General features: G+C 58.8%; 24 protein-coding genes, 2 tRNA genes and 1 pseudogene. 9 read left to right on the top strand and 18 right to left on the bottom strand.

Going from position 1 to position 21,986, the window contains the following annotated elements; genetic code table 11:
- Nucleotides 1–48: 48 nt before the first annotated feature.
- Together pflM and PCLY_RS21555 are read right to left on the bottom strand one after the other, a co-directional pair.
- A complete protein-coding gene (gene pflM, locus PCLY_RS24635) occupies nucleotides 49–348 on the bottom strand; it encodes a lysogeny maintenance protein PflM (RefSeq protein WP_197432221.1) in 300 nt (99 codons plus the stop codon).
- A gap of 311 nt (nucleotides 349–659) precedes the next feature.
- On the bottom strand, nucleotides 660–932 hold the full coding sequence (locus tag PCLY_RS21555; protein ID WP_170965270.1) for a MerR family transcriptional regulator: 273 nt from the start codon (nucleotides 930–932) through the stop codon (nucleotides 660–662).
- A 434-nt stretch (nucleotides 933–1,366) separates the two neighbouring features.
- Between PCLY_RS21555 and PCLY_RS24905 the strand changes: the two genes are divergently transcribed.
- Both PCLY_RS24905 and PCLY_RS21545 read left to right on the top strand, forming a co-directional pair.
- On the top strand, nucleotides 1,367–1,924 hold the full coding sequence (locus PCLY_RS24905; RefSeq protein WP_156458637.1) for a hypothetical protein: 558 nt from the start codon (nucleotides 1,367–1,369) through the stop codon (nucleotides 1,922–1,924).
- On the top strand, nucleotides 1,869–2,834 hold the full coding sequence (locus PCLY_RS21545) for a hypothetical protein (protein WP_197432220.1): 966 nt from the start codon (nucleotides 1,869–1,871) through the stop codon (nucleotides 2,832–2,834). Before PCLY_RS24905 ends, PCLY_RS21545 begins: the two co-directional genes overlap by 56 nt.
- Nucleotides 2,835–3,132: 298 nt before the next feature.
- On the opposite strand, the gene PCLY_RS21540 is transcribed toward PCLY_RS21545, so the two are convergent.
- From PCLY_RS21540 to PCLY_RS21525, 4 genes and pseudogenes are all read right to left on the bottom strand, one after another.
- Complete coding sequence (locus PCLY_RS21540; RefSeq protein WP_061242120.1) at nucleotides 3,133–3,705, bottom strand: hypothetical protein; 573 nt, start codon at nucleotides 3,703–3,705, stop codon at nucleotides 3,133–3,135.
- Nucleotides 3,706–3,782: 77 nt separating this feature from the next.
- A pseudogene (locus PCLY_RS21535) lies at nucleotides 3,783–4,109 on the bottom strand (tyrosine-type recombinase/integrase); the annotation flags it as partial.
- A gap of 41 nt (nucleotides 4,110–4,150) precedes the next feature.
- The gene (locus PCLY_RS21530; protein ID WP_231740194.1) at nucleotides 4,151–4,636 is read right to left on the bottom strand and encodes a HigA family addiction module antitoxin; all 486 of its coding nucleotides are present in this window, start codon (nucleotides 4,634–4,636) and stop codon (nucleotides 4,151–4,153) included.
- Nucleotides 4,636–5,136 (bottom strand): BRO-N domain-containing protein, encoded by a 501-nt coding sequence (locus PCLY_RS21525; RefSeq protein ID WP_061242116.1) that lies wholly within the window; start codon nucleotides 5,134–5,136, stop codon nucleotides 4,636–4,638. Before PCLY_RS21525 ends, PCLY_RS21530 begins: the two co-directional genes overlap by 1 nt.
- Before the next feature lie 1,061 nt (nucleotides 5,137–6,197).
- On the opposite strand from PCLY_RS21525, the gene PCLY_RS21510 reads away from it, so the two are divergent.
- Complete coding sequence (locus tag PCLY_RS21510) at nucleotides 6,198–6,407, top strand: hypothetical protein (protein ID WP_231740193.1); 210 nt, start codon at nucleotides 6,198–6,200, stop codon at nucleotides 6,405–6,407.
- A gap of 12 nt (nucleotides 6,408–6,419) precedes the next feature.
- Here PCLY_RS21510 and PCLY_RS24900 read toward each other — a convergent pair whose 3' ends face one another.
- From PCLY_RS24900 to PCLY_RS21465, 11 genes are all read right to left on the bottom strand, one after another.
- Nucleotides 6,420–7,532: a hypothetical protein gene (locus tag PCLY_RS24900; RefSeq protein WP_156458633.1), complete on the bottom strand. Its 1,113-nt coding sequence runs from the start codon at nucleotides 7,530–7,532 to the stop codon at nucleotides 6,420–6,422.
- Complete coding sequence (locus tag PCLY_RS25435) at nucleotides 7,529–8,092, bottom strand: DUF4365 domain-containing protein (RefSeq protein ID WP_082768130.1); 564 nt, start codon at nucleotides 8,090–8,092, stop codon at nucleotides 7,529–7,531. Before PCLY_RS25435 ends, PCLY_RS24900 begins: the two co-directional genes overlap by 4 nt.
- Nucleotides 8,093–8,515: 423 nt before the next feature.
- Nucleotides 8,516–9,616 (bottom strand): redox-regulated ATPase YchF, encoded by a 1,101-nt coding sequence (gene ychF / locus PCLY_RS21505; protein ID WP_061242109.1) that lies wholly within the window; start codon nucleotides 9,614–9,616, stop codon nucleotides 8,516–8,518.
- 25 nt (nucleotides 9,617–9,641) lie between these two features.
- Nucleotides 9,642–10,232, bottom strand: a complete 591-nt coding sequence (gene pth / locus PCLY_RS21500; protein ID WP_061242108.1) for an aminoacyl-tRNA hydrolase — start codon at nucleotides 10,230–10,232, stop codon at nucleotides 9,642–9,644.
- Between the two features lie 60 nt (nucleotides 10,233–10,292).
- Nucleotides 10,293–10,907: a 50S ribosomal protein L25/general stress protein Ctc gene (locus PCLY_RS21495; RefSeq protein ID WP_061242106.1), complete on the bottom strand. Its 615-nt coding sequence runs from the start codon at nucleotides 10,905–10,907 to the stop codon at nucleotides 10,293–10,295.
- 105 nt (nucleotides 10,908–11,012) lie between these two features.
- Nucleotides 11,013–11,954, bottom strand: a complete 942-nt coding sequence (locus PCLY_RS21490; protein WP_003244667.1) for a ribose-phosphate pyrophosphokinase — start codon at nucleotides 11,952–11,954, stop codon at nucleotides 11,013–11,015.
- A 46-nt stretch (nucleotides 11,955–12,000) separates the two neighbouring features.
- Nucleotides 12,001–12,075, bottom strand: a tRNA-Gln gene (locus PCLY_RS21485).
- A gap of 56 nt (nucleotides 12,076–12,131) precedes the next feature.
- Nucleotides 12,132–12,206, bottom strand: a tRNA-Gln gene (locus PCLY_RS21480).
- Between the two features lie 26 nt (nucleotides 12,207–12,232).
- Complete coding sequence (gene ispE, locus PCLY_RS21475) at nucleotides 12,233–13,102, bottom strand: 4-(cytidine 5'-diphospho)-2-C-methyl-D-erythritol kinase (protein WP_061242167.1); 870 nt, start codon at nucleotides 13,100–13,102, stop codon at nucleotides 12,233–12,235.
- 452 nt (nucleotides 13,103–13,554) lie between these two features.
- Nucleotides 13,555–14,172, bottom strand: coding sequence for a lipoprotein insertase outer membrane protein LolB (lolB, locus tag PCLY_RS21470; protein WP_061242103.1), 618 nt, complete (start codon nucleotides 14,170–14,172; stop codon nucleotides 13,555–13,557).
- Nucleotides 14,169–15,896, bottom strand: coding sequence for a tetratricopeptide repeat protein (locus PCLY_RS21465; protein WP_061242101.1), 1,728 nt, complete (start codon nucleotides 15,894–15,896; stop codon nucleotides 14,169–14,171). The genes lolB and PCLY_RS21465 overlap by 4 nt, the downstream gene beginning before the upstream one ends.
- 209 nt (nucleotides 15,897–16,105) lie before the next feature.
- Here PCLY_RS21465 and hemA point away from each other — a divergent pair, with 209 nt between their 5' ends.
- From hemA to PCLY_RS21435, 6 genes are all read left to right on the top strand, one after another.
- A complete protein-coding gene (hemA, locus tag PCLY_RS21460; protein ID WP_061242099.1) occupies nucleotides 16,106–17,386 on the top strand; it encodes a glutamyl-tRNA reductase in 1,281 nt (426 codons plus the stop codon).
- On the top strand, nucleotides 17,383–18,465 hold the full coding sequence (prfA, locus tag PCLY_RS21455; protein ID WP_061242096.1) for a peptide chain release factor 1: 1,083 nt from the start codon (nucleotides 17,383–17,385) through the stop codon (nucleotides 18,463–18,465). Before hemA ends, prfA begins: the two co-directional genes overlap by 4 nt.
- A 149-nt stretch (nucleotides 18,466–18,614) precedes the next feature.
- On the top strand, nucleotides 18,615–19,448 hold the full coding sequence (gene prmC, locus PCLY_RS21450; RefSeq protein WP_061242094.1) for a peptide chain release factor N(5)-glutamine methyltransferase: 834 nt from the start codon (nucleotides 18,615–18,617) through the stop codon (nucleotides 19,446–19,448).
- A 4-nt stretch (nucleotides 19,449–19,452) separates the two neighbouring features.
- Nucleotides 19,453–20,205 carry a molybdopterin-synthase adenylyltransferase MoeB gene (locus tag PCLY_RS21445; RefSeq protein ID WP_061242092.1) on the top strand — a complete coding sequence of 251 codons (753 nt, stop codon included), beginning with the start codon at nucleotides 19,453–19,455 and terminating at the stop codon, nucleotides 20,203–20,205.
- On the top strand, nucleotides 20,195–20,983 hold the full coding sequence (gene murI, locus PCLY_RS21440) for a glutamate racemase (protein WP_061242090.1): 789 nt from the start codon (nucleotides 20,195–20,197) through the stop codon (nucleotides 20,981–20,983). Before PCLY_RS21445 ends, murI begins: the two co-directional genes overlap by 11 nt.
- A gap of 93 nt (nucleotides 20,984–21,076) precedes the next feature.
- Nucleotides 21,077–21,592, top strand: a complete 516-nt coding sequence (locus PCLY_RS21435) for an acyloxyacyl hydrolase (RefSeq protein WP_061242088.1) — start codon at nucleotides 21,077–21,079, stop codon at nucleotides 21,590–21,592.
- Nucleotides 21,593–21,650: 58 nt separating this feature from the next.
- On the opposite strand, the gene PCLY_RS21430 is transcribed toward PCLY_RS21435, so the two are convergent.
- The gene (locus PCLY_RS21430; protein ID WP_061242086.1) at nucleotides 21,651–21,962 is read right to left on the bottom strand and encodes a YkgJ family cysteine cluster protein; all 312 of its coding nucleotides are present in this window, start codon (nucleotides 21,960–21,962) and stop codon (nucleotides 21,651–21,653) included.
- Between the last annotated feature and the right edge of the window lie 24 nt (nucleotides 21,963–21,986).

Here is a 21,986-nt window from a genome sequence, read left to right as displayed (position 1 = left end):
AGAACGGCCAGACCGCAGGCCAGAAAGATGTAGAAGCAAATCATGCGATCACCCCACCAGTTCGAACGGTTCGCGCAGGGGCACGAAGGGCGTAGGTTTGCCGGTGTCGTGCACAACGCTCCAGTACCTCGGCGGTCGGCTCGGTGGCGTGTGTTTCTCGCAGGTATAAGCCGGCGTAACGTGGGTTCGACCATTGACCACGGACCATCGCGCGGGGCGGCACTCGGTGCAGGGTGTGGATCGGCAGGCAACCGGCTTGGGCGGTTCCCAGCTTCGTTTTGACCAGCACACAGAGCAGTCGCAGTTGTCGGCGTGAGGTTGGCGCAGGTACTGGCTCAGGCTTTTCATTGGCCGAGTCCTGCGCTTGGGGCTTTAGCACCGGGCGCCGCCGACAAAACTCAACAGAAATAGGCATTACAGGCCCACCATTGGCCCGGTGCGGGAAGGGATTCCCAAGGCAGTCAGATGCGCTGGTAAGGAGCCGATGAAGATCAGCGCACTGATCACGGGTGATCAAACCGAACTCATAGGCAAGGTCAATCCGGCCAGAAATACGGCCCCACTTGGCCCAGTCATGGAACTGGCCGCGCAGATCACGGGGCTGCATGCGGTAGTCAACGAGCATGTGCAGGAGGGAGTACAGGAAGGGCTTCAGCTGATCAGTCATCGCTGTAATCCCCCGCGCAGAAGATGGTTTTGCCTCGGTCGAGGTCGCGGCGGATGCGGTGCAGGTTGATGACGCGGTGACGGCCGATTTTCACGGTCGGGACGGTGTGGCTTTCGATCCAGCCGCGCACCACGTCTTCGCTGATTTGCTCTGTGCCCAGGAGCTGAGCCAGCACGTATTTCGTGCAGAACGGTGCGTCGCGGAAATCCGTTACGCGTTGGGCGTCCCCCGAAATCGAAAGCCCCACTACACCAGACTGTTCCATGCGAATGTCCTATAATTGCCTGACAGACTAACTAAGTAATATTTACTAGGTGGCCCCATTGTCGGGCGCTTTCCTACTAAGTACAAGCTACTAAGTAGAATTTTTAGGAATGATAAGAGATCGGCTTATAAGCCTTTTCGACAGTAAGCGGACGAGCGTCTGGTTTGAGAAGGAGACCGGCATCGACCGATACCGGTGGGGAAACATCCGTAGCGGTAAGGCACGACTGTCTGACGCCGAGATAGATGCCGTCGTGAAGGTATTTCCTCAGTATTCGCTATGGCTGGTCAGCGGCGAGATCGCGCCGGAGATAGGCCAGACCAGCCCCGAATTCGACGAAGCCAACCGAAACTTGGCCAATCCAAACGCGGGATAGCGATCACACAGGAAGTAGCTAGGCGCTGGTACGCCCGAAGAGATGCCAAGGAGGGGGAGTGAAGGTAGATATCCACGATCGGCCGCAAAGAAAAGTCAGCCATGCAAGGTGGCGACCGTATGCGGCAGCAATAGCCGTTTCAGCTTTGCTCTCAAGCGGGATGATGTACCTCTATTCAACGGGATGGGGAGTGACGATAGACCTTCATAAATTGAAGGAAGCCTTCGTAGTGAATGGCAAGGCTGAGCCCAAAAGCTGGAGCACTGAGCCAGCAAGGGAGCAGCCTAAAGTCACCGCAACTCCAGAAACGTCAGTCCCACAAAGAACAAACGTACAGCCAAAGAATGGAGAATCTTCGGCGTATTACGTGCATCCGAAAGGAATGCCCCCGGTCGATTGGGCGACATATATCAGAACATTCAATAGCGTTTTTATTCAGCATCCTTCTTGCAATCCGCATGACATGAAATGGACTCAGATGGATTGCTCCAATTTCCGGGCAAGAGCTATGAAGCGGTTTGGGGTTGAGTGGAGTCAGAGGGCATATTGGGATGGGGAGCGTGTGGTCGAAAATAAACAGGCAAATAAAAGAGTTAATGCAGAAATTTATAAATAAGGAATCTTCTGGTAAGCCAAGCTTGAAGGTTGATGGTGAGGGGGGAGGAAGTATGAGTGGAAAAGAGTTCTCAAGGCGCGAGTGGTTGTTTGCAGTTGCAGTGCTTATGATGGCTGAGTACTGGTTAATCTCTGTAAGCTATACATTTGTTGGATGGCAGGAGGTGGTTAATTTTATATCTTTTGCAGCTGCAATCGCCTCTATATTGTTGGCGGTAATAGCTATTATTTATGGATTTATACAGAGCGAGTCGGGTGCAAAAACATCTGGAATGTTGAAAGAACAAGCCGAGGATTTAAGGAAGTACATTCCAGAATTGTCTAGTAGTAGTAGTTCAATTTCAAAGCAGCTGGAAAAGATATCTAGCATTGCCAGTAGGTTGGATGATCTAGATACCAATATGAGGAGCTCTATAGATATAGCTAAAGGCATGCAAGATCATGTCAAAGACATGAGTAAAGCAAGTCGGGCTATGTTGGATGCTCTTGCGGAAAAGAAACAAGGGACAGAAAGTGCTTCAGTTATCAAGGATGGTATGGTAAGTGTGAGTGAGCTGCTTGATGTTATCTTTAGGCGATCTACGTATCATCTTGATCTTCTTAGTTATGCATTGATGAAATATTCAGAGTCGAACGAGAATCTCAGCGTCTTTGAGTTTCTTGATAAATATTATTCGGTTATTGAACCTGATAATCCATCTATACCATTGCACTCACTTCATAGCGTTTTGCCTATTTTGAAAATGGTGAAGGCTGTAGACTATAAAGGCTTTAAAGATAGCTTTGTAGTTAAAGATAAGCTTAGAGAGGCTCTTCCTGTTTTCGTGGAAGAGGTTCTCAATTCTACAGCTGATACCGTTGTGGAGGGCGTCAGAAGAATTGATGTAGCACTTGATAAGGGTAAAAAATGAATGTCTAGATTGGGGGGCATTGAATAGGTGCGCTATGTTGAAGAGCACTAGTGACTACAATGCCAACATTCTCTGGAAAAGACTGGCCTAGCCAGCTTGGGGAAGGGCTGAAAGGTTCAGCTTATGGGGCTTTCTGGCTCAGCGGGGCGGTTCGTAGTGGATTCATAATGCTGATGTCCCAGGTTCAAGTCCCGGTGTAGCCACCATAAATTTCAAGGGGTTAGCGCAAGCTAGCCCCTTTTTATTTGGGCCGGTGTCCCCTAACTGTCCCTTTCTTGTCCCTGCAAATGCGCGAGCGCTACTCTTCTGCGGATAGCTGGGGTGTGAACGCCTTGTACATGACGCACTCAATTTTTGCACCGTACAGTGCATTTAGGCGCGTTTGCTTCGCCTCCTGAATATTCAGGGCTGTTGTAATGTGGGCTCGGAATCTTTCCACGATGTCATTACGTTGTGTAGCTTGGCCTTTCCCATTGAGGCCTAGTGATTCGTAATTTTTGCCAGCGAATCCAGCCGCCCCGCCGAAACCACTTAGAGCGCCGATCCATCCCGCATTTGCGGATGCATTCGCAGCAGTAAGTCCTGGCGCAAGAACAGACCCGGCAACAAGGCCGCCCATCGAGAGCCAGAACGCTTTTCTAGCGCCATCCTCTGACTCTGCTTCCATTCCAGAAAGGATGGGGGTGCAGAACTCAAGAGCTTGATTCAGCTTCGCCTCGAATAGCTGACGGAACTGATCATCATCCTGCGGAGCTTGCTCTCCACCTACTGCCATGACGGCGTCAACAACAGGGGTGGGTACGTCAGGTGCGTTAGCGCAGGCGTTTAGAAATAGAGGGAGAGTGAGAGCTAAATAGCCGCTGATTTTCATAGCTACATCCCTGTGAATGGTTGTGGTGTTTTAGGTGTAGCAAAGGAATGGCAAATAGCCATTTTAATGGTGGCTATTTAGTCTCGGTTCGTAATTAGAGCCAGCGGCGAATGGGTCAGGGCAGTCGCGAAGTGATCAGGAGCGAGGTGCGAATAGCGCATGGTCATCTTGATGTCGCCGTGGCCCAGGATGCGCTGCAGGGTGACGATATTCCCGCCCTGCATCATGTAGTGGCTGGCGAAGGTGTGGCGGAGTATGTGGGTCATCTGCCCTGGCGTATGCAGGCCGGTGCGCTCGTAGGCTTTGCGGAAGGCTGACCTGCAGGAGCTGAACAGCTTGCCGTTTCCAGGGTAGCCACGAGACAGAACGAGCTTCTCCAGTCCTGCCGGGATCGGCACCCTTCGAATCTTCGTTCTTGGTACGCAAGCAGCGCATAAATCGAGCCCTACGCTGGGGGTAGATTGGTTGGAGGTTTGAAAGGCTTTATTTCCCTTTCAATCTCATCGCTGCGCTCAGCGTACGCCTTGGTCAGAGAGTGCACGCTCTGCAGATTCATCCAGAGTTGGGCTGAGGTCCCGAAGTAGCGGCCAAGCCGTATGGCCATGACAGCAGTGATGTTCCGTCGCTCCCGCACGATGTCTCTGATGGTCGAGGCTGACACATTTAGCGCACGAGCAAGTGCGGAGTGCGTCATCCCGAGCTCTTTCAGAAATGCTTCGCGCAGCAGTTCGCCGGGATGGATAGCGCAAGGAGAATTGAGCGAGCGATGCTGCCGTGCGCAAGTTACCTGTGAGCCGTGCTGGGTAGTGATCGAGAGAGCATCCCGCAAGATTTGCCGCACTTCTTCTGCCATTGAGCGTCCGTTGCGAACTGCCTGGGCGCGCAAGCGTTGCTTTAGGTCGTCGTCCATGCGGATGGTCAGGCTGGCCATCAGCGCCACCAGCGATTGAGCAGGGCGCGCAGCGAGCGCTCGCCGGGTGGTGAGGGCGGGGCGAAGCGCGGCATATCGCGCAGGGCGATCCACAGATCGCCTTGCCATTCCAGCAGGCTGATGCGCTGGCGATCCCAGGCCATCAGCGTGCGCTTGGGTTCCTGTGCGCGATGCTCCCAGGCATCGCGCAGAGCGGGCAGGGCTTCATGAGTGAGCCAGCGGCGCAGGTGGCGATTCTCGGGATGGCTGAAACGGCAGAGGGCGCGGTAAAGCGCGGATTCGCTGAGCATCTGCACAGGCTCCGCATCGCCCTGGTGGCTACAGAAGATCACCGTGCGTACCTGGTCGTCATCCATCAGCCGGCAGATCCGTTCCGGATGGCGGTGCCCCATCAACAAGCCGAACTCCTTGGCGCAGACCCAGGGCTGGCGGTCGATCATCACGCCGCGCAGCGGACGGTTGTGGCGCATCAGCAGCAAGGGGACATAGCTTTCTTCCATAAATAAATGTCTCCGTAGATTCAGGCAGGCGCCTGGTCGTCTCTGATCCCTGCCGCGTCCTGTGGCTGAACTTGCATGGATTTCGTGGATAGCTGCGCTCGGAAGCTCGGCACATCAGACCGTTCCGTGACAAAGTCCCTATAATCGGGGAGCACCTGAATGGCAGTGAGATGTGCCAAGCGCTCGGGTGGAATAATACCACTTTCCTGTGATTGTGGAATATTTCAATAGGCTATTGTTAAGACCTTTATGGAATCAACCCACGATAGAGTTCGCATTTTCTTGTCTAAGATCGGTCACCGCGAGGTCAGTGAAGCCACTGGCATCAAGGAGGAGCGCTGCAAGACGATCCGATACGACAAGCGAGCGAACCTGAGGACAAGCGAGCTCGACTTGATGGCGGAGCGATATCCTGAATACTCTCTGTGGCTGAGAACGGGGCGGGTCGATCCTGCCAATGGCGAGATCAGTCCTGACATCGAATAGACCGGCCAGGATCTCACCAACCCAAACGCGAGTAGTGATTGCACAGGATATAGCTAAGCGCCGGGGCGCCGGCTGGCAGCTCAAGGATGGCAAGCAATGATCACACTCGAAGCTCTCGAAAGGCGTAACAACCTAGGCTTTTCAATCGTGGCAGGCAGCGCTGTAAGCGGCTTGCTCTATATCGGGTTCAGCTTTTACGGAAGCCTCTACACCGGCTTCTACTGCCTCACGTGTTTCGCATCCATTATCTGGCTAAGCCTCTCGTCAAAACGTTGGAGTCCGCTTCTAGGGCTAAGGCAGCCCTATGTATTCGATTGGGTGGTGGTAGCGCTTATAGCTTGGTTTATGACCAATAGCGTGATGCTGCCTGGTCACAAGATACTGGTCGGCGTGTGGGGGACGGTATGTATGGCCGCCCCAGTTGTATCGGCCCGTAGAAAGCGGGTGAGGGCGTAAGGCAGAAGTAGACATTAGTGGTGCTTGCTTACTGGCGATTTGATGCCAGAGAATGGTCAGACAAGCCCCGCCTATGACGTGATAAATAAATCTGTCCCCTTTTGGCTTATGGCAAGACCATGAACCGGCTGGTCAACGAATACATGGCTGGTGCCAGCAAAGGCCCGCTTGGCGATGCAGCCAGAGCCAACCTCAAAGCCCAAGATCAACGAGAACGCGAAGCCAATCGCGGGGTTCGTCGCACCATGAAGGAATGCATCAAGCCTGGGAACGTCATTGATGATGACGTGAAAGAGTGCATGGAGGGTTTGCGTACCAAGGATTGGTAGGCCGGGTGTAAGTCAAATTAGTTCAATAAGTAGATCGTCTGCGAGTCGAACTGACTTGACTTCAAAAGCCTCAACTTTTGCACGGCCTCCATCAGAGAAAAATAAATTGCCACTAACAGATACTCGCTGCTTCTTTACGTGTTTCTCGTTAAGGCGTTCATATAGATTTCCATCAACTAGTACCGATGTCGAGAAGTCTTTGCGCTCATAGGAGAAGCGAATATATACCCGGCCCTCCGTATCGCCCTCTCTGCGTGTAAAGCTTTCAAGGTACGCAGGGAGTCCATCGACCCTGGCAGATTGATAGTTCATAAGTATCTTTGAATACTCGAAAATACGGGCGTGATCCTTCTTGTCAAAGGATATTTTCTCAGGTGCTGAAATTGCTGCGGGCTCTAAAAATGACCACGCGAAACTAAAATCAATATTCTCAGCTTCGTCAGCAAATGCACTGGAGATTCCATTGCAATATCTATAGTCAATGCCTTCACGTAGAAGCTTTGATTTTACTTTCTCTTGGTCGCCATCAAGAATTGACTTGAATCTTTTTATTCTATTAGCAAAGTTTGTGTTTATAAGTCGCCCCATTGAACTCACGCCTGCAACGTTAAGGATGGGGGTGTCGGCGCCGATAGGGCTGTAAAGCTTGGCTTCGAAGTTAAATACAAAGCTCCCCTTAGTCGGGGCAGACATTTTTATTGAGTCCAAATAACCGCGAGAAATTTTTCGTTTGCCTTTAATGTTTACAGCTGAGCTGGCAGCGATTTTAAATAGACCGTAAACGCCGGAAACGACAGATAATCCTGATGCTAAAGAAATGGATCCTTCAGATAGTGCATCACCAGACTCACGCAAAGAAAAGTGATCATAATCAGCTTGGAGAAGAAGCTTGCGCGTTTGATCAAAGCTTCGGCCAACAGAAAGGGCGACTAACTCAACGGCCTCATCAAGTAAATCAAGGGATTGCTTATGATTAACAAAATCCTTATTGGGAATTAAGACTTCTATGCCATCTGGTGAGTGATAAACAGAAAAGGGGGCGTTAGCCTCGCCGGAGAGGAACCAATCATGGTGGGCTAGAAATCTTAGCAAAGAATAGCGTATAGCCTCATTGTATGTAGTCATATGGGGGCGCTCGCACTATTCATGATGGGATTTTTCGAGCTTACTTGCTGCATCATCCAGATAAGCGTATTAGGGCCGAGCCTTTGGGAGAGAGGTATTCTGACAGTAACAGAAGAGTTATTATTGCTTACAGGTAATCCTGCCAAGCTACACCAATACGTGGCGTAGCGAAGAGTCATTCCAAGGTCTTTGTGCTGTAACCAAGAAGTTTGATCGATAGGGGAAAAATGGACAGCTAGTAAGATGGGAACTACGGATGGAGATACAAGATAATTATAGTTATGAACGGGGAGCGGGTATACGAGCTCATTAGTGGAGTGATCAATATATGAATGAGAGCTAGTGCACTTGAGTTGAAATTCTATCCTTGGGCATGAGTAGTTGCCTGAAAACCCCTTTCCACGGATAGTGATATCTACGCCATCATTATCAATTTTTGGTTCGCTATAATTCAGGCCAGCGGTTGCACATAAAGCCTGAATGTAAGCAATACTCAAAAGCTCTTTCGAATGTGACTGAGCAGTGCCTCCAGCCCCTCGAATTCCATTTTGAGTTGGCATTAACCCGCCCCTTGAGACTACTATTTTATTTGAATATTAGATCTGGAAGCTGTTATATATCAAAGCAGATAGTGAATAAATGTTCTATCAGCTATACGCAAAGAAAAAGCTTCGTCATCCAGCGATACCTATCATGCTAAGGGCGCATAGGCCCAGCATGTGAGGCGCTCGCTAAGGATGGGTGACTCTCCATAGCGTAGCTAGGAAGCGAGTATCTAACAGAGGTGACTACTTCGTCAGCTTTTTTTGAAAGGCTCTGGAGTAGTGAGGTAGCTGAAACGATGAAAGCCCGGTTTTATGGGGCTCACTGGCTCAGCGAGGCGGCTCGTAGCAGATTCATAATCCCCAGCCCGCAATTCCCCACCCCCAAAAACAACAAAACCCCGCCAAGGCGGGGTTTTGTCTATGCACTACTTAAAACGATCAAACGTTGAAGCGGAAGTGCATTACGTCGCCGTCCTTGACGATGTAGTCCTTGCCTTCCAGGCGCCATTTGCCGGCTTCCTTGGCGCCGGCTTCGCCCTTGTACTGGATGAAGTCGTTGTAGGCGATGACTTCGGCGCGGATAAAGCCTTTTTCGAAGTCGGTGTGGATCGCTGCAGCCGATTGCGGGGCGGTGGCGCCGATCTTGACGGTCCAGGCACGCACTTCCTTCACACCAGCGGTGAAGTAGGTCTGCAGGTTGAGCAGCGAGTAACCGGCGCGGATCACGCGGTTCAGGCCCGGCTCTTCCATGCCCATGGTTTCGAGGAACATCTGCATTTCTTCGAGATCGTCCAGTTCGGCGATTTCGGCCTCGATCTTGTTGCACACCGGCACGACGATGGCGCCTTCCGCTTCGGCGATGGCGTTGACCACGTCGAGGTGCGGGTTGTTCTCGAAACCGTCTTCGGCGACGTTGGCGATGTACATCACCGGCTTGGTGGTGAGCAGGTGGAAGGTCTTGGCCAGGCGCTTCTCTTCGTCACCCAGGTCTTTGAGCAGGCTGCGTGCCGGCTTGCCTTCGGTGAGGTGGGGGATGAGCTTTTCCAGCAGGGCCTTCTGCGCCACGGATTCCTTGTCGCCACCCTTGGCGGTGCGGGCAACGCGTTGCAGTTGCTTTTCGCTGCTGTCGAGGTCGGCCATGATCAGTTCGAGGTCGATGATCTCGATGTCACGCTTGGGGTCGACGCTGTTGGCGACGTGGATGACGTTCTCGTCTTCGAAGCAGCGCACGACGTGGGCGATGGCGTCGGTCTCGCGGATGTTGGCGAGGAACTTGTTGCCCAGGCCTTCACCTTTCGACGCACCGGCTACCAGGCCGGCGATGTCGACGAACTCCATGGTGGTGGGGATCACCCGCTCGGGTTTGACGATCTCGGCCAGGGCATCCAGGCGCGGGTCGGGCATGGGCACGATGCCGCTGTTCGGCTCGATGGTGCAGAAGGGGAAGTTCTCTGCGGCGATGCCGGACTTGGTGAGGGCGTTGAACAGGGTGGACTTGCCGACGTTGGGCAGGCCGACGATGCCGCAGTTGAATCCCATGGTGTGTCCCTCGGGGGAAAGGTGGTTACTTGGTGGCCTTCTGGCTATGCAGGTTGCGCATGGCCACGGTCCAGTCGCCGGCGAGTATTTCCGGCAGGACGTCCAAGGCGAAGTCGATGCTCTTGTCGAGCAGTTCCTGTTCGCCGCGTGGGGCGCGTCCGAGCACGTAGCCGGATACCAGGCTGGCGTGCCCCGGGTGGCCGATGCCGAGCCGCAGGCGATGGAAGTTATTCTGGTTGCCGAGCTGGGCGATGATGTCGCGCAGGCCGTTATGGCCGCCGTGGCCGCCGCCCTGTTTGAGCTTGGCGACGCCGGGTGGCATGTCGAGTTCGTCGTGGGCCACCAGGATCTCTTCGGGTTTGATCTTGAAGAAATTGGCCAATGCCGCCACGGACTGGCCGCTGCGGTTCATGTAGGTGGTGGGGATGAGCAGACGAACTTCGCGCCCCTGGTGGACGAACTTGCCCACCAGGCCGAAATACTTGCGATCTACGCTGAGGTTGACGCGCTGGCTGGCTGCCACGCGCTCAACGAAAAGGGCCCCTGCATTGTGCCGGGTCTGGTCGTATTCGGGGCCGGGGTTACCCAGGCCAACGATCAGTTGTACGGCAGTCATACAGGAGCCCTTTCGAGAACATGGCCCGGCGTGATCGCATGCCGGGCCAGCTACTGACGATTACTCGGCAGTGCCTTCGCCGGCAGCTTCTTCACGAACGCGCGGCAGGTGGATGCTGGCTACCGGCAGGTCGCTGCCGTGGGCCAGAGCAACCAGCTCGACGCCTTTCGGCAGTTTGATGTCGGACAGGTGAACGGTCTGGTCAACAGCGACCTTGGCCATGTCGACTTCGATGAATTCCGGCAGGTCTTTCGGCAGGCAGGAAACTTCGACTTCGTTCAGGGCGTGCAGGACTTCGCCGCCGCCTTGCTTGACGCCAACGGAGCTGGCTTCGTTGATGAAGTGCAGCGGTACGTGGGCGCTCAGTTTCTGGCCGGCAACGACGCGAACGAAGTCAGCGTGCAGTACGAAGCCTTTGGCCGGGTGGCGCTGCAGGGCTTTGATCAGGACGCTTTCTTTGGTACCGGCAACGTCCAGGCTCAGAACGTGGCTGAAGGCCGCTTCGTTTTCCAGCAGCTTGGCCAGGTCTTTGGCCAGCAGGCTGATGGATTGCGGGGCTTTTTCGCCGCCATAGATTACGGCAGGCACCATGGACACGTTACGACGCAGGCGGCGGCTCGCACCTTTCCCCAGGTCGGAACGCACTTCGGCATTCAGGGCAAATTCAACAGTCATTTCACTTCTCCAAAATAACCAAACCGCCGTACGGCTTGCGACCAGCCTCGGGCGGTAGGGCAAAAAGCCCCGCACAAGGCGGGGCGCTTAACGTCAGCGGGTTCCTTAGCGGAACATCGCGCTGATCGATTCTTCGTTGCTGATGCGGCGAACCGCTTCGGCGACGACCGGGGCGATGTCGAGCTGGCGAATGCGCGAGCAGGACTGTGCCGCAGCGGACAGCGGGATGGTGTTGGTCACCACCAGCTCGTCCAGGACGGAATTCTCGATGTTCTCGATGGCGCGGCCGGACAGCACCGGGTGGGTGCAGTAGGCGTAGACCTTGGCGGCACCGCGCTCTTTCAGCGCTTTGGCGGCGTGGCAGAGGGTACCGGCGGTGTCGACCATGTCGTCGACCAGGATGCAGGTACGGCCTTCTACGTCACCGATGATGTGCATCACTTCGGACTGGTTGGCCTTCTCACGACGCTTGTCGATGATCGCCAAGTCGACGCCCAGGCTCTTGGCCACGGCGCGGGCACGAACGACGCCACCGATATCGGGGGAGACGATCATCAGGTTGTCGAAGCGCTGGTCTTCGATGTCGTCGACCAGGACCGGGGAACCGTAGATGTTGTCCACCGGAATGTCGAAGAAGCCCTGGATCTGGTCAGCGTGCAGGTCGACGGTCAGCACGCGGTCGATACCGACCACGGTGAGCATGTCGGCAACCACTTTGGCGCTGATCGCCACGCGTGCGGAGCGCGGACGGCGATCCTGGCGGGCGTAACCGAAGTAGGGGATGACCGCAGTGATGCGGGTGGCCGAGGAACGGCGGAAGGCGTCGGCCATCACTACCAGTTCCATCAGGTTGTCGTTGGTGGGCGCACAGGTCGGCTGAATCAGGAAGACGTCCTTACCGCGAACGTTCTCGTTGATTTCGATCATGACTTCGCCGTCGGAGAACTTACCGACCGAAGCATCGCCGAGAGGAATGTGCAGCTGACGAACGATCCGTCGCGCCAGATCGGGGTTTGCGTTCCCCGTGAAGACCATCATCTTGGACACGCGCAGTACCTGCCGGCTGAGGGTATACCTGGATGGGTATGGAAAATGGCAGGGGCGGCTGGATTCGAACCAACGCATGCCAGGATCAAAACCTGGTGCCTTACCGCTTGGCGACGCCCCTATATTCTGTGTCGAACGCTTTTTGAATCGGTTGCCGATGCCTCCCGGAAGAGGTTATGGCAGGGGCGGCTGGATTCGAACCAACGCATGCCAGGATCAAAACCTGGTGCCTTACCGCTTGGCGACGCCCCTGTATCGTATAACCGAATGCTGAGCATTCACTTCTTGGCCAGTGCTTGGAGCTTGCGGTGCAGCATCGAGATGTTGCGACCTTGAGCGACAAAGCTCGGCAGAGTGCCTGGAAGTTGGCGGGCGACTTTATCAGCATCGTCCTGATTTGGGAAGCTCCCAAATACGCAAGCTCCAGTGCCGGTCAATCTAGCTGGAACAAATTTGTTCAGCAAGATCAAAGCGTTACGAACTTCTGGGTAACGCTTCTCTACAACCGGCTGGCAGTCGTTTCGACCACCCCCCGCAAGAAGGCTGCGAACTTTAATGGGCGGCGTATCCCGTGTCAACTCGGGCGAGCCGAAAACTTCTGCTGTGCTTACAAAGACTTGCGGCACGGCGACGAGGAACCAGGGCTCGTCCAGTTGCACCGGGGTCAGATGCTCGCCAACGCCCTCGGCAAAAGCAGCGCGGCCGCGCACGAATACCGGCACGTCGGCGCCCAGCGCCAGGCCCAGTTCGGCCAGGCGATCTTCGCCCAGTTGGGTGTGCCACAGGTGGTCGAGGCCGACCAGGGTGGTGGCGGCATCCGAGCTGCCACCACCGATGCCGCCGCCCATCGGCAGGCGCTTGTCCAGCCAGATGTCGGCGCCCAGTGCGGTGCCTGAAGCTTCCTGCAGCCTTTTGGCCGCACGCACGATCAGGTTGCTGTCATGCGGCACGCCTTCGATGGGCGTGTGCAGATGGATTTCGCCATCCTGGCGCACGCTGAAGCCGAGCTCGTCGCCATGTTCTAGAAACTGAAACAGGGTCTGCAGTTCGTGATAGCCGTCGGCGCGGCGGCCGAGGATATGCAGCATCAGGTTGAGCTTGGCAGGGGCGGGCAGGATCAGTTCGGCGTGCGCGGGAATGGCGTTCATGGTCGGGGCAGGGGTGTCGTTGTGAGGCATGTGGCGATTGTATGCGGGAAATGCATCGGCAGGTGGCAGAGGAGCATCGCGGCTGAAGCCGCTCCTACAAAAATGCAGCCCTCCCTGTAGGAGCGGCTTTAGCCGCGAAGTGCTCGGTTGAAACGCCGGGCCAGCGGGGGAGGTTGTCGATGCGTTCGCGGTTGAAGCCCCTCCCACAGGTTGTGTGGGGTTCTGAGCTGGCGCGGTTGTAGCTGTTGGCACCGTGGGAGGCGCTTCAGCGGCGACTGCTTGAAAAACTATCTCGGCTGAAACGGAATGCCGCCCAGCCGCTCCTACGAAGCACCGCAGCAACCCCTGTAGGAGCGGCTTTAGCCGCGAAATGTTCGGTTGAAACGCCGGGCCAGCGGGGAGGTTGCCAATGCGTTCACGGCTGAAGCCCCTCCCACGGAGGATGTGGTCGCCTACTGCCCCAACTGACGCGGCTGCCAGTCCTTGATCACCAGGGTCACTTCCAGGTCCTGGCCGTAGAGCTTCATGCGCTCCGGCAGGGCGTAGCCGTTCTGTTCGGTATAGCGCTGGTATTCGACCTTCCAGCCGTCTTGTTCCAGCTGCGCCAGGTGGCTCTCGCCGTCGAGGGTGATACGGCTGCGGCTTTGCGGAGCGGGCAGGCCGCGAATCCACCAGAGCAGGTTGGAGACCGGCAGGTCCAGGCGCAGTTGCTCGCGCAGCAGGGCTTCCGGCGATTCGGCGCGGTAGCGGCCACGGTTGGCCACTTCCAGCAGGATGTCACCCGGGCGACCGGTCAGGCGTGCGGCACCGCCACCCAGCGGGCCGGACAGGCGAATGTCGTAGTAATCCTGGCGCTGCAGCCAGAACAGCGTGGCACTGCCGGAGTCACGCGGGGCGCGGATGCCGATCTTGCCGTTGATCTGCCAGCCGTCGAGCTGGGCGATCTGCTCTTTGTGGGCTTTCCATTTGGCCGGATCACCCTGGCCTTCCAGCGCTTCGTGCGAGGTCAGGCCGGCACAACCGGTCAGCAGGGCGATGAGGCTGAATACGAGGAGGTGACGAAGCATCAAAGAGTCTCGGAACCGGTCAGGCGCAACAAGGTGTCGCGCAGGATGGTGCTGTCGGGCGTCGCGTTCAGGGCATCGCGCCAGACGCTGCGGGCTTCACGCTGCTTGCCCTGGGCCCAGAGCACTTCGCCGAGGTGGGCGGCGACTTCGTGGTCGGGGAATTTCTCCAGGGCCTGGCGCAGCAGGCGCTCGGCCTCGTCGAGGTTGCCCAGGCGGTAGTTGACCCAGCCGAGGCTGTCGAGAATCGCCGGGTCGTCCGGGTTGAGCTGGTGCGCCTTGGCGATCAGGTCGCGTGCTTCTGCGTAGCGCGTGGTGCGGTCGGCCAGGGTGTAGCCAAGGGCGTTGAGGGCCATGGCGTGCTCCGGCTCGCGCTCGATGATGTAGCGCAGGTCGGTTTCCAGCTGCGCCAGGTCATCGCGCTTTTCCGCCAGCATGGCGCGGGTGTAGAGCAGGTTCAGGTCGTTGGGGTACTGCTCCAGGCCGTCGTTGATCACTTTCCAGGCGGAGTCGATCTGACGGTTGTTGCTCAGGCCTTCGGCTTCGATCAGATACAGCTGGATGGCGTAGTCGGGCTGTGCATCGCGAGCCTGGGCCAGGCGTGCGCTGGCTTCGTCGTTGCGCTGCTGGGCGAACAGCAGCTCGGCCTGGCGTTGCTGGGCCGGCAGGTAGTCGTTGCTCGGGCCGACCAGGTTGTATTCCAGCAGGGCGCTGTCGTTGTCGTTCAGCTCTTCGTAAGCGCGGCCCAGGTTGTAGTGCGCGGCGTCGACATGGCTGCGGCGTTCGACCAGCTCTTCCAGGTAGACGATGGCTTCTTCCCAGGCTTCGGCTTCCAGGCAGACCAGCGCCAGGGAGAAGCGCAGGTCGTCGTCGTTGGGATTTTCCTGCACCAGCTTGGAGAACTCGCCCTTGGCGTCGTCGAGACGATCCTGCTCGACCAGCAGGCGTGCGTAGGTCAGGCGCAGGCGCTTGTCGTCGGGGTTCTTGCGGATGCCCTTCTGCAGCAGCGGCAGGGCCTCGTCGCCACGGCCGAGGCTTTGCAGCAGGCGCGCGCGCAGGAGGATCGGAGAAACCTGGTCGGCACTGGCCGGGCTGTCTTCGAGCAGTTCCAGGGCTTCTTCGGCGCGGCCGTCCTGTTGCAGGAGGATGGCCTTGCCGAACAGCAGTTGGCTGTTGTCCGGGTTCTTGCTGAGCAGGCGGTCGAAGCCTTGCAGCAGACCGGCACGGGTGTCCGGGTCGGTTTCCGCAGCGGAGAGGGCGAGGAAGTCGAAGTGCGTATCGCCCTGGCGCTGCAGCACCTGCTCCATGTAGGTCATGGATTCGTCGTAGCGGCCGGCGCGGGCCAGCTGCACGGCGGCGGCACGTTGCGCGTCGATGTTGCTCGGCGCGTTGGTCGCCCAGATCAGCGCGCTTTCCAGTGCCGCTTGCTCGGCGCCGAGGTATTCGGCAATGCGGAAGGCACGCTCGGCGACGCCGGCATCGCCAGTGGCCTGCGCCTGCTGCACGTAGTTGCCGAGGGCGATGTCGAAGCGGTTGCGCTGTCCGGCCAGCTCGGCGGTGAGCAGGGCGAACAGGGTTTCCTGGCTGAACGAGCCGTATTCGCTCGGTTGCAGCTGAGTGGTCTGGTCGGCTTCCTGCACCGGTGGCGTGCCATCCGGCTCGCTGGGGGCGAAGGTTTGGCAGCCGCTGAGAAGAGCAATTGCGGTAACTAACGCGAGGGGTCTGTTCATAGTGCCTTGTCGTGCGTTATTCCGGGGCGAGGGCCGTGCTGGCTCGTGCCCTGCGACGTTCGCGGCATCATGACACAAGCCTTTGAGCAAGCCCACTGGCCAGGACGATGCGGCGAACTGTCTATTGGGACAATAGGTCGCGGGAGTTGTTCTCTCCGGGGCGAAGTAGGACAATTGCCGGCTCTCGTATTACCCCTCAGCGACCCTGCATGGCCTTTATCGCCCTCGGTATCAACCACAAGACCGCCTCGGTAGAGGTGCGCGAGCGCGTTGCTTTCACTCCGGAGCAACTGGTCGAGGCCCTGCAGCAGCTGTGCCGGCTGACGCCCAGCCGTGAGGCGGCGATCCTCTCTACCTGCAACCGCAGCGAGCTGTACCTGGAGCAGGATCAGCTGAGCAGCGATGAAGTGCTGCAGTGGCTGGCCAACTACCATCGCCTGAGCATCGACGAGCTACGCGCCTGTGCCTACGTGCACAGTGATGACGACGCGGTGCGCCACATGATGCGCGTGGCCTGTGGGCTGGACTCGATGGTCCTCGGCGAGCCGCAGATTCTCGGTCAGCTCAAGTCCGCCTATGCCGTGGCGCGTGAGGCCGGCACCGTGGGGCCGCTGCTCGGGCGTCTGTTCCAGGCCACCTTCAGCACCGCCAAGACCGTGCGCACCGATACCGCCATCGGCGAGAACCCGGTGTCCGTGGCCTTCGCCGCGGTGAGCCTGGCCAAGCAGATCTTCGCTGACCTGCACCGCAGTCAGGCGCTGCTGATCGGCGCCGGCGAAACCATCAGCCTGGTGGCGCGCCATCTGCATGACCAGGGCATCAAGCGCATCGTCGTCGCCAACCGAACGCTGGAGCGCGCCAGCCAGTTGGCCGAGCAGTTCGGCGCGCATGCCGTGCTGCTCTCGGACATTCCCGATGAGTTGGTGCACAGCGACATCGTCATCAGTTCCACCGCCAGCCAGCTGCCGATTCTCGGCAAGGGCGCGGTGGAAAGTGCGCTGAAAAAGCGCAAGCACAAGCCGATCTTCATGGTCGACATCGCCGTGCCGCGCGATATCGAGCCGCAGGTGGGCGAGCTGGATGACGTTTACCTCTATACCGTCGATGACCTGCATGAGGTCATCGAGGAAAACCTCAAGAGCCGCCAGGGCGCGGCGCAGGCCGCCGAGGAGCTGGTGGCCGCCGGCACCGATGGCTTTATGCAGCGCCTGCGCGAGCTGGCAGCGGTCGATGTGCTCAAGGCCTACCGTCAGCAGGCCGAGCGCCTGCGTGACGAGGAACTGGCCAAGGCGCAGCGCATGCTGGCCAACGGCAGCAACCCGGATGACGTGCTGGCGCAACTGGCGCGGGGCCTGACCAACAAGCTGCTGCATGCACCCAGCGTGCGCATGAAGAAACTCACTGCCGAGGGGCGCGTCGACGCGCTCAGCCTGGCCCAGGAATTGTTCGCCCTCGACGAGAGCGCGCCGCAGGACAAAGGTCTGCAATGAAAGCTTCACTGTTGAACAAGCTGGACAACCTCAGCGACCGCTTCGAGGAACTGACGGCGCTGCTCGGCGATGCCGAGGTGATTTCCAAGCAGACGCAGTTCCGCGCCTACTCCAAGGAGTACGCCGAGATCGAACCGGTGATCGCCACCTTCCGCGAGCTGCGCAAGGTGCAGAGCGACCTCGAAGGTGCCCAGGCGCTGCTCAAGGACAGCGACCCGGATATGCGCGAGATGGCCGAGATGGAGGTGGACCAGGCCAAGGAAGCGCTGGTCGGTCTGGAGGATCGCCTGCAGCGCATGCTGCTGCCCAAGGACCCCAACGACGGGCGCAACGTCTACCTGGAGATTCGTGCCGGCACCGGCGGCGATGAGGCGGCGATTTTTTCAGGCGACCTGTTCCGCATGTATTCGCGTTATGCCGAGAAGCAGGGCTGGCGCGTCGAGGTGCTGTCGGCCAACGAGGGCGAACACGGCGGCTTCAAGGAAGTGATCGCACGCGTCGAAGGCGACAACGTCTACGCCAAGCTCAAGTTCGAGTCTGGCGCGCATCGTGTGCAGCGCGTGCCGGAAACCGAATCCCAGGGGCGCATTCACACCTCGGCCTGCACCGTGGCGGTGTTGCCGGAGCCGGACGAGCAGGCAGCCATCGAGATCAACCCGGCCGACCTGCGTGTGGACACCTACCGCAGCTCCGGCGCCGGTGGTCAGCACGTCAACACCACCGACTCGGCGATCCGCATCACCCACATTCCTACCGGCACGGTAGTGGAGTGCCAGGAAGAACGCTCGCAGCACAAGAACCGAGCCAAGGCCATGGCCTGGCTGGCGGCCAAGCTGCAGGACCAGCAGGAAGCGGCGGCGCACAAGGAAATTTCCGAGACGCGCAAGCTGCTGGTGGGCTCCGGCGACCGTTCCGAGCGCATCCGCACCTACAACTTCCCGCAGGGCCGGGTGACCGATCACCGCATCAACCTGACCCTGTATTCGCTCAACGAAGTGATCGCTGGCGGCGTGGAAGCGGTGATCGAACCGCTGCTGGCCGAGTACCAGGCCGATCAGTTGGCGGCGCTGGGGGACTAACAGCGCTGTAGGGGGGATGACGCTTTTTTCATCCACCCTCCCGTTGGTGGAGCGATGCAGCATGATCCACCCTACGCCGCTCAAGAACCGTAGCCCGGATGCAATCCGGGGACCGATTTCCCGGATTGCATCCGGGCTACGAGAACACCATGGCCACCATCGAAACCCTGCTCAACAGCGCTGACCTGCCCGACTCGCCCACGCCGCGATTGGATGCGGAGCTGCTGCTGGCCGCTGCGCTGGGCAAGCCGCGCAGCTACCTGCGTACCTGGCCGGAGCGCGAGCTCGATGGCGAGCAACTGGCATCGTTCCTGGCGAATTTGCAACGCCGCCGCCAGGGCGAGCCGGTGGCCTACATTCTTGGTCACCAGGGCTTCTGGAGCCTGGATCTTGAGGTGGCGCCGCATACCCTGATCCCGCGTCCGGACACCGAGCTGCTGGTGGAAGCCGCGCTTGAGTTGCTGCCGGCTACGCCGCTTGCAGCGCTGGATCTGGGCACCGGGACTGGCGCCATCGCCCTGGCCCTGGCCTGCGAGCGTCCGGCCTGGCAGGTGACGGGTGTAGATCGCGTCGAGGAGGCAGTGGCCCTGGCCGAGCGCAATCGCCAGCGCCTGAAGCTGGACAACGCGCGCTTCGTGCGCAGCCACTGGTTTTCCGCCTTGGCCGGGCAGCGCTATGGCCTGATCCTGAGCAATCCACCCTATATTCGCGCCGACGACCAGCACCTCGACCAGGGGGATGTGCGTTTCGAGCCGAGTAGCGCCCTGGTCGCCGGCCGCGACGGGCTGGACGATATTCGTGCGATCATCCGGGCAGCGCCGCAGCATCTGCTGGCCGGCGGCTGGTTGTTGCTGGAGCATGGCTTCGACCAGGCCGAGGATGTGCGCAGCTTGCTACGCGACGGCGGTTTCGCCGAGGTCGCGAGCCGGCGTGACCTGGGCGGCCACGAGCGCATCAGTTTGGGACGTTTCGACCGTGAGTGATCAGATGCTGAGCGATGATGAACTGCTGCGTTACAGTCGGCAGATCCTGCTGAAACAGATCGATGTAGAAGGCCAGCTGCGCCTGAAACAGGGCCGCGTGCTGATCGTCGGCGTGGGCGGGCTGGGTTCGCCCGTGGCGCTGTACCTGGCGGCGGCCGGTGTCGGCGAATTGCACCTGGCCGACTTCGATACGGTGGATCTGACCAACCTGCAGCGGCAGATCGCTCACGACACCGCCAGCATCGGCCAGGCCAAGGTGGATTCGGCCATGGCGCGTCTGGCGGCGATCAATCCGCAGGTCAGGTTGGTGCCACACCGCCAGGCGCTGGACGCCGATTCGCTGGCTGCTGCTGTCGCTGGCGTCGATCTGGTGCTGGACTGCTCGGACAATTTCTCCACCCGTGAAGCGGTCAACGCTGCTTGCGTCGCGGCGGGCAAACCGCTGGTTTCCGGTGCGGCGATCCGCCTGGAAGGGCAGCTCTCGGTATTCGATCCGCGCAATGCGACCAGCCCCTGCTACCACTGCCTCTATGGCCATGGCAGCGAGGCCGAGCTGACCTGCAGCGAGGCCGGCGTGGTCGGCCCGCTGGTGGGGCTGGTGGGCAGCCTGCAGGCGCTGGAGGCGCTCAAGCTGCTGGCGGGATTCGGCGAGCCGCTGGTGGGGCGCCTGCTGCTGATCGACGCACTGGGCACGCGTTTTCGCGAGTTGCGGGTCAAGCGCGACCCGGCCTGCGGTGTTTGTGGCGATGCCCAGTAACGCGCCGATTGGCGTTTTCGACTCGGGCGTCGGTGGCCTGTCGGTACTGCGCGAGATGCGCCAGTTGCTACCGAGCGAGACACTGCTCTACGTGGCGGACAGCGGTCACGTGCCCTACGGCGAGAAAACCCCGGAATACATTCGCGAGCGCTGCGTGCTGATCACCGAGCACCTGCTGGCGCAGGGCGCCAAGGCATTGGTGCTGGCCTGCAATACCGCGACCGCGGCAGCCGCTGCCGAGTTGCGCGAGCTTTACCCGAACCTGCCCATCGTCGGCATGGAGCCTGCGGTCAAGCCGGCTGCCGCGGCGACCCGCAGTGGTGTGGTTGGCGTGCTGGCGACCACCGGCACGCTCAAGAGCGCCAGGTTCGCCGCGCTGCTCGATCGCTTCGCCAATGATGCGCGGGTGATCACCCAGCCCTGTCCGGGGCTGGTGGAGTGCATCGAGGCCGGCGAGCTGCAGGCGGCGGCGACGCGTGAGCTGCTGCAGGGCTACGTCACGCCGCTGTTGGTCGAGGGTTGTGACACGCTGATTCTCGGTTGCACCCACTATCCCTTTCTGCGTCCGCTGCTGGGTGAGCTGGTACCACCTTCGGTGACCCTCATCGACACCGGCGCGGCCGTGGCGCGTCAACTGCAGCGCCTGCTCGCACAGCACGACCTGCTGGCCACTGAGGCGGCGCAGCCGACGCGCTACTGGAGCAGCGGGGAGGCGGCGCAACTTCGTCGAGTATTGCCGATTTTGTTGAATGAAGAGGCCGAAGTTCTTTCGATATAGTGAATTTTTTTCAGATCAGGGTTTCCCTGATATTGGATGTTTCTATATTTTGTAACGAGCTTGATAACCCTCTCGCTATTAAAGGAATGACTCATGAAGAAGCTATGCGCCTTTGCTGCAGCAGCTGCCCTTGCGTTCGGAACCATGGGGGCTGCACAGGCTGCGGATGTAACCGCAGCTATTGGTCAGAGTGGCGATTCCACCATGGTTTACCGTCTGGGTGCGCAGTGGGACTGGAACCACAGCTGGCTCGAGAGCAGCTATGGTCGTCTGACCGGCTACTGGGACCTGGGTTACACCTACTGGGATGGCGACAAAACGGCGAGCAACCACAGCGTTTCCTTCGCGCCGGTATTCGTTTACGAGTTCGCCGGGCAGAACGTGCGCCCTTACATCGAAGCCGGTATCGGTGTCGCGGCTTTCTCCAGCACCGAGCTGGAGAGCAACCAACTGGGCTCCTCCTTCCAGTTCGAAGATCGCCTCGGCGTAGGCCTGCGCTTCGCGGGTCAGGAGATCGGCCTGCGTGCCGTCCACTATTCCAACGCCGGCATCAAGCAGCCGAACGATGGCGCAGAGGCCTACACCGTGCATTACCGCATGAGCTTTTAAATGAAAAGACCGGGCCAGCCCCGGTCTTTTTCATTGTGCCTCGCGGGCCTGCGCTTGGCTAGCGATAGGCCTGGGCGATGCCGCGACGCTCTTCCAGGCACTCGCTGGCGCCCAGCTCGAATTCCCGGCAGATCATCGGGCGCACCTCGTAGATGGTGCAGCGCATGCTGTCGCGGTCCAGTGCAGCGCACCAGTTGTCGTCCAGGCGACGCATCACTTCACTGCCCCACTGGTCGGTATCGATGAAGCGTTGCGGCACGCCTTCATCGCCGAACAGCATCACTTCCAGCTGGCAGCAGCAGGCCGCGCAAGTGCTGCAACTGACCTCGGGTTCGGTTGGCAGTTGAGTATGGGGGATGGTCTGGCTCATGGTGCGGCAGTGTACGCCATGCAG

Source organism: Ectopseudomonas composti (assembly GCF_001567565.1).
In the GTDB taxonomy this organism is placed as follows: domain Bacteria; phylum Pseudomonadota; class Gammaproteobacteria; order Pseudomonadales; family Pseudomonadaceae; genus Aquipseudomonas; species Aquipseudomonas composti_A.
The sequence above is the reverse complement of the archived record's forward strand: the minus strand, read 5'-3'. Positions and strand labels throughout refer to the sequence as shown.